Here is a 6009-nt window from a genome sequence, read left to right as displayed (position 1 = left end):
TTAAAGACTGTGTACCTTAACCGAAAAGTATTGGCGATCGCCCTAAACTCACCATCATTCACCCTTGGATCTCGGACGTTGCTGTTCAAAGCACGAAGTTCCGAGTTCAAAGGGTGAGCGATCGCCTTTGGATCTCGGACGTTGCTGTTCAAAGCACGAAGTTTCGCGTTCTCATCTCGAAGTTTTGTGTTCAGAGGTTGAAGCTTCGAGTTCAGAACTCGGAATGTCGAGCAATTTACTCCAACATCCGAGTTCTGAGCCTTAACATTGCACCTTTGAAGTGCGATCGCCGAGTTATTTTCTACAACGCTGCTGCTTGAGGCTTGACTTTCCGAGATTTACGGGCGAACCTTTGCCCCATTTCCTCAACTACTGTCTCTAAACCAGCGCCTTGTCCACTAGCTTTGGCATAAGTATACACCTGCAACGCGGCTGCATAGGCTTCACTACCCACCGCTAAAAATGTATCATCCACCAATTCATGGAATTGTGACAGAGAGAGCAATACTGGATACAATGCCTCAAACAATTGTACATCCTTCCGCATTTCATCCAGGTCAAACGATCGCGGTAAAAACTCTGGGTTCTGTGTCGCCACTTCTAATGCTTTGCTGACAAAGGCGCGGCTTTTATCTCCCATCTTGGGTAAAGCTTTCCGCTCCTCATTACTTAAATCAATCAAAAATGGTAGCTTTTCTTTAATTGTGGCGATCGCTTGCAACACAGCATCTCTCTCTGATTGCGCTAGTGTTGCACTAATTGGGGCTGTATACATAAAAATTAGTCTCCAGTATGTTGCTTACTCCTAGAGTTCCCAAACATACAAAAAGATTACCAAGTTCAAAGGATAGAAGTTGGAGTTTAAAGCTTCAACAACACGACGTAGGGGCACGGCAATGCCGTGCCCCTACAATGAATCAGAAAGGTATATCGAATAGGAATTCACAATCATCAGGATTATGCTGTGGATTTTCTGGATCATCTGCCCACCTCTAAGGATTGTCTAGGATATATTGTCGGATGTGATCCAAAGATTTTTGATCCCGGCTAATGTGTTCATAAAAATTGCGTTGCCAGATTGATTGCCCTTTGGTGTACCAAATAACATTAATGCTTTTGCTGACAACGCTTTTATAGCTGCCAATTACGGTTGAGATAGAACCTCGCACAGGTTTCTTTATACCGTTCGTTACGCTAGGAATTATAGAAGCGATGTCTTCTCTACGAGACGCTACGCGAACGACGGGCTACGCCTACGCCTTGCACACACCATAATTTACCCTTGGATCTCGGATATTGCAGTTCAAAGCATGAAGTTTTAAGTTCAAAGGGTGAGCGATCGCCTTGAACTCACCATCATTTTATATTCCTTATGAAAGGAAAACTAAAAAAATAAGGGGAAGATAATCTTATCTTCCCCCGTTGTATTATTTTTGTTATTGTTTGGTTTGTTAGCTTCTTTAAGTCTTTGCCGTAACATCTGCCTTTGCTTTTTGAGTTGCCGCTTCCTTGCAGAACCGCCTCTACCTTTGTCATTCCTGCCTTCTTTACGGGGAGATTCCCATCTTTTCAGGCGCATAATTTTTAACCTCTGTTGTATTTGATATTTACTCTTAAGTAATTGAAGACATTTATATAATCTCTACATTCGTAGATATTAAATTACGCTCTCTACTAAAAATTTTATTTAAGCTGTTAATAATGGGCAGGAGGAGAATCGAACTCCTATGACCGCAAGGCCGCCACATTTTGAGTGTGGTGCGTCTACCAATTCCGCCACCCGCCCTTATATTCAACTTTATTATCATACTATATTAAGTGGTGTTGTGACAAGTCTAAAAAGTGATTCTAAAAATTTTGCTGGAATAATAGCTTTTAAATTAATTGAGCAAATATACTGTATGGCTCTATCGCCTAGCTGACAAGCATTTTTAGGCTTTGAGACTGTGTGTATTTAGAATGTCTATTTTTTTACTTGCTATGGCTCAGAATAGTAATTTATGCTTAATATAGAGATATGCTAGATAATTTTATCTTATTGATTTTAGAATCCGACGACTTAAAAGCGTGGGAGTGCCAATAAACTAGGGTCAATATCTTGTAACTTAGCACAGCCGCTCAGTGCCATTCCTACATTTAACTCATCTTGTAGTAGTGAGATGACATGGGATACACCGATTTGTCCTGCTACTGCTAGTCCCCACAAAATAGGTCGTCCGATCAGTACCGCTTTTGCTCCTAATGCCAGAGCTTTGAGAATGTCTGTACCCCTACGGATACCTCCATCCAACAATACTTCTACTTTACCATCTACTGCTGCTACTATTTCAGTCAAGGCATCTAAAGAGGCGATCGCACCATCGAGTTGTCTGCCCCCATGATTGGAAACCACAATTGCTTTGGCTCCATATTCTACAGCCCGCACAGCATCATCTGGGCGTAAAATTCCTTTGATGACTAAAGGTAATGGAGATAAAGACTCTAACCATTCTAAATCGCGCCAAGTTACTGCTGGGTTTAGCTGTTGGGCAAAATAGGTAAATAACCCAGATTCGCCTTTTTCATGGGAAATATCTAGCCCTGATATAGTTGCAAGATTAGCCAGATGCAAGTCTAGGGGTAAGGCAAACTCGTTACGTCTATCTCTCTCTCGCTGTCCGAGAACAGGCGCATCTACAGTCAGACAAAGTGCTTTTTAGTCTGCTTTATAGGCTTTTTCTACCAAAGCACGAGTCAATTCTCGGTCTTTGTGGATGTAAAGCTGGAACCATCGCAGAGAATTTGGAAATTTATCACACGCAGTCGCTACTTCTTCAATGCTTTTTGTTGCCATTGTACTTAACACCATGCCCACACCAGCTGATGCCGCAGCTAGAGCCGTGGCAACTTCTCCGTCTGGATGGGCTAGACATTGAAAAGCCATCGGCGCAATTAACAAAGGTAGTTGTAGGGGTTGTCCTAAAATGGATGTAGTTAGATTGCGTAGGCGTAGCCCGTCGTAGACATCGCTGACATCGACTAATATCCGAGGCCGCAGCTTGACTCGCTCAAAGGCAGCACGATTATCCCGCAATGTGATTTCGTCCCAAGCACCACTGCTATAGTAATCAAGTGTCATTTGAGACAGATGCTCTTTTGCTAATTTTTCGTACTCAAAAAGGTTAATGGGTTGAGAGCGATCGGTGTTGGGTGCGACTGTCATGGTAGCGCCTGTGGGTTAATCAAGGGGATATTGTTTAATCCAATTGTCCGATTAATAATGCTTCAGTAATCATCGATTTCTTAGTCAACGTGCAGAATACAGTCTCTTCGACTGAGTTTTCTAATTGAACCTATCCAATAATTCTTCTTGAGATAGTTGCAATAATAAAGGAGTAAATTCCTCTGGAGATAATGTTAATAAAGGTTCAATAATTCCTCTTAGCTCCGCATCTAAAGAACCAAACCGAACTCGCAACAAATTCTCTATAACAGTACGACGCTCTGCTTGGATTCCTTCTTGTTTGGCTTCTGCTAATTTTTGTTCGTAAATAGGCGATAAGCGCATAATTAAATCTCTATCCTCCTTATCTATATTTTGATTGAGTTCTAACGTAGTCTTTAAACTCAATAATAAATCAATTGCTTTAGAACGCAAGAGATTATTTTGGGGAAGTGCTTCTAGTTCATCTATCGCTTGTTGCTGAACTCTTCCCTTACCTAAAATTCTCAACCATAGTGTTTCTGCCGTACATGGTAATTTGTGAATTATCACAATTGCTGTTCTCAAATAATCGCCTAAAAAATAAACTCCTACTCCCCAATTTTCTTCATCTATGCTAGTTCTAAAACCGCCCAATATAGATTCAGAAGCTGTAGGTGAAAAAATCCATAACCGTGGTAATTCTGATTCTGCAATCCGGTTTTTATCACCTTTGGTTTGACGTTTTAAATCAGCAAATATATCAAATAACTTGTTCAAACAACTGCGAATTTCTGCAACTGTAGCCGCATTCCTAAATGGTTCAATTAATGCAGGTTCAGCCGCAAATTTTCCTAATAATCCTAATTCTATTTTATCGCTTGTGGATGCAAGTGAAGGTGCAAAATATACATCAATCTCTCGGATTTCAGCCGTAACTTTCCGACTTGTTTCCACTTGTCCCAGTGGTTGTAACAATTCTTTAAGGTAGTCTTTTGCAAACTGGTCGTAGGGGAACCTGGTCATTGGCTAATTTTTTGGCTGGCTGTACTAGTATTTTACATGAGTGCGTAGACGCGTAGCGGTGAAGCAGCGCGGTCTTGCGGGTTTCCCCCATGAGCTACTGTTAGCGTAGCGGTAGCGAGTCATCGAGCGTCACCCGGAGGGCTTGTCGCCAGACATCGCATTTATATAAAATATTGACAAATACATTAATTAATGCCTAAGACTACTGCTAAAACTTTACTGATATTCAGCATTTGCTCATCTAACAAAATTCCCAGTTGGCGAACTAATCTCTGTTGCGAGATTGAACGTACTTGAAATACATCAGCAGCAGAAACCTTACTTAAACCATTTTCAGATCATTGTTAGTTTTTGCTCTACCAATTGCGCCAGCCGCCTTTGGGCGCAACTTCATTATTAGTAGACTTAAATTCGTGACCTTGAATTAAAGATTGATATTCTGTGCTACTTGCCCAACGGTCAATTTCTCGCGCCCGCAGCACTGGTACTGGATGAGTTAATTGGGCTGTGCGGGCAACTTTGACCATTTCACCCAGTTCAGTCTTGCTGATATCATCGTAAGCGCGGGCTTGGGCAACAAAGGCATCGAGATTTAATTGTGGCGCTAAGGTTGGAGAACCACCCGCCAGCTTCATCAACACTGACATGACAATTTTGGGGTCTTGGGTTGCTAGTAATGCGGCGCGATCGCAGGTAAACTCAGCACAACGTACCCATTCTAAAAGCTGTGCCTGTATTCCTTGGGCAATGAAGCCTCCAATAGTAGGCACAATTGACGCAGCTAATATTAATAAATTTACAGGAGTCAAGTAAACACTATGGTCACATTTGAGATGCCCTAACTCATGGGCAATTACTGCCTGTATTTCTTCTGGTGTGAGGATATCAATCAGGGATGTGTGAAGCACAACAAATGGCTGCTTACCTCGCACAGCAAAAGTATAGGCGTTCGGAGCCGGATGCTGCCGGACGTACAACTGGGGAGGCTCTATATCTAGGATTTTGCAGGCTTCTAACAACAACTTGTACAAATCAGGCAGTTGCTTTTCACCCACCAGAATGCTGGACGCAATATTTTCTACATAGAAAACCTGCTCTGCCATTGGCCCGAGCAAATTCCGCACCATTATATCTATGCCAGGTATCTGCTTGAGGGTTGTAGTAGCTTCCAGGTCTAATGGATGACGAAATGAGTCAGCTTTTAAACCAATCAGCGGAGTTTTGAAGAAGGACATGGTGCAGCAAGTTATAAAAAACAAAATTATGGAATTTGGCTGGTTAGATAAACAGCCTCCCACAGCTAGTATAACGAGTGAACTACCCCAACTTACCGAGTACGGTTGAAGTTGGGGCTTCTGTAATCATAGGGGAGTGCCTAAACTTAGACTTTCGTCCAAGAGTAGGGCTTACCTCCCCTCCTACAGCAGAGACGGCTGAACCTTCCGCCTTTATCATTCTGATGCCTTCTGCTCTAATATTTGTCGCGGCGTTCGCGTCCCTGTCATGATGAGTATTGCAATGAGGACAAGTCCACTCACGGACATCCAACAGCATCTCACCTATTTGATAGAAACAATTAGAACATAGTTTAGAACTGGGGAACCATCTATCAATCTCAACTAACTTTGCACCAATGCGTTCTAGCTTGTAAGCTAAAAAGTTGGTGAATGTTCCCCACCCTACATCAGATATTGATTTCGCCAATTTGTGATTACGAACCATGCCTTTAACATGAAGATTCTCTACTATGACAGCTTGGCTATCGCTGACCAACTTATAACTAAGTTTATGTAGAAAATCCT

At 42.2% G+C, this 6009-nt stretch carries 5 protein-coding genes, 1 tRNA gene and 2 pseudogenes; all 8 read right to left on the bottom strand.

Going from position 1 to position 6009, the window contains the following annotated elements; genetic code table 11:
* Positions 1-301: 301 nt before the first annotated feature.
* Positions 302-775 carry a hypothetical protein gene (locus F8S12_RS34185; protein ID WP_196520699.1) on the bottom strand — a complete coding sequence of 158 codons (474 nt, stop codon included), beginning with the start codon at positions 773-775 and terminating at the stop codon, positions 302-304.
* 609 nt (positions 776-1384) lie between these two features.
* The gene (locus F8S12_RS34175) at positions 1385-1579 is read right to left on the bottom strand and encodes a hypothetical protein (protein ID WP_196520698.1); all 195 of its coding nucleotides are present in this window, start codon (positions 1577-1579) and stop codon (positions 1385-1387) included.
* A gap of 123 nt (positions 1580-1702) precedes the next feature.
* Positions 1703-1786, bottom strand: a tRNA-Leu gene (locus tag F8S12_RS34170).
* Between the two features lie 273 nt (positions 1787-2059).
* A pseudogene (locus F8S12_RS34165) lies at positions 2060-3202 on the bottom strand (alpha-hydroxy acid oxidase).
* 120 nt (positions 3203-3322) lie between these two features.
* Positions 3323-4207: a hypothetical protein gene (locus F8S12_RS34160; RefSeq protein WP_196520697.1), complete on the bottom strand. Its 885-nt coding sequence runs from the start codon at positions 4205-4207 to the stop codon at positions 3323-3325.
* Between the two features lie 185 nt (positions 4208-4392).
* Positions 4393-4530: pseudogene (locus F8S12_RS42525) on the bottom strand (type II toxin-antitoxin system PemK/MazF family toxin); the annotation flags it as partial.
* Positions 4531-4563: 33 nt separating this feature from the next.
* On the bottom strand, positions 4564-5442 hold the full coding sequence (locus F8S12_RS34150) for a M48 family metallopeptidase (RefSeq protein WP_196520696.1): 879 nt from the start codon (positions 5440-5442) through the stop codon (positions 4564-4566).
* A gap of 82 nt (positions 5443-5524) precedes the next feature.
* Positions 5525-6009 (bottom strand): RNA-guided endonuclease TnpB family protein (locus tag F8S12_RS34145; protein WP_196514612.1); only part of this gene is annotated, 485 nt, incomplete at its 5' end.

It is taken from the genome of Nostoc sp. WHI (genome assembly GCF_015714725.1).
Lineage (GTDB): Bacteria > Cyanobacteriota > Cyanobacteriia > Cyanobacteriales > Nostocaceae > Nostoc.
This window is presented reverse-complemented; position numbering and strand designations above follow the sequence as displayed.